The organism is Kitasatospora nipponensis (assembly GCF_039528135.1).
Classification (GTDB): Bacteria; Actinomycetota; Actinomycetes; order Streptomycetales; family Streptomycetaceae; genus Kitasatospora; species Kitasatospora nipponensis.
Map to the genome: position 1 here is coordinate 1 of NZ_BAAALF010000672.1, position 751 is coordinate 751.

1 protein-coding gene is annotated in these 751 nt (G+C 67.0%); it reads left to right on the plus strand.

Going from position 1 to position 751, the window contains the following annotated elements; genetic code table 11:
- The coding region (locus ABD323_RS42635) for a tetratricopeptide repeat protein (protein ID WP_344447424.1) at window positions 1-751 on the plus strand (751 nt) is incomplete at both ends.

Sequence of the window (751 nt, forward strand, 5' to 3'; positions counted from 1 at the left end):
CTGATGGTCGAGGCCGCTCAACTCTCCCATGTCCTGGCCGAGTTCCTCCGCCAGGAAGGGCACTGGGTGGCGGCTGCGGAGATGCACCACGCCTCGTCCGCCCACTGGCGGACCGTCGGGAACCGCCGCGCCGAGGGCCGCAGCCGGATCGACCTGAGCGTCAGCTACTCGAACACCTCCCGCAACTCCCTGGCCGGAGAGGCAGGCGAGCGGGCACTCGCGCTGACCCGGGCGGCGAGAGACCCGGAGGGCGAGGCCGAGGCCCTCACCCAACTGGCCCGACTGCACCTGCGCACCGGCGAGTACGAGACCGCACTGGATCTGCAGCGGAAGGCCCTGACCCTGCCGATCAACCGAGCCAACCGGATCAGGTACTCCAACGGGCACGGCATCATCCTGCTCCATCTCTCCGAGCCGGCGGAGGCGCTCGTCGCGTTCTTCGAAGCGCTCTCCGAAGCACGGCGCAGCGGCGATATCCGGAAAGAGGGACAGGCCCTCAACAACATCGGCAACGTCTATCTGGAAATGGGCGACCAGCAGTCGGCCCGGCGGACCTTCGAGGAGTCGCTCACCCTGAGCAGAATCTCCGGCACCGATTCCGATCGCGCCATGATCCGCATCAATCTGGCCGAAACCCTGCCCCTCCCTGAAGAGCTCCTTACCGCCGTCCGACTGTGTCAGGCCGGCCTGGAGACCTTCCGGCAGCTCGACGACCGCCAACACGTCGTCAAAACACTGAACATCCTCGGTG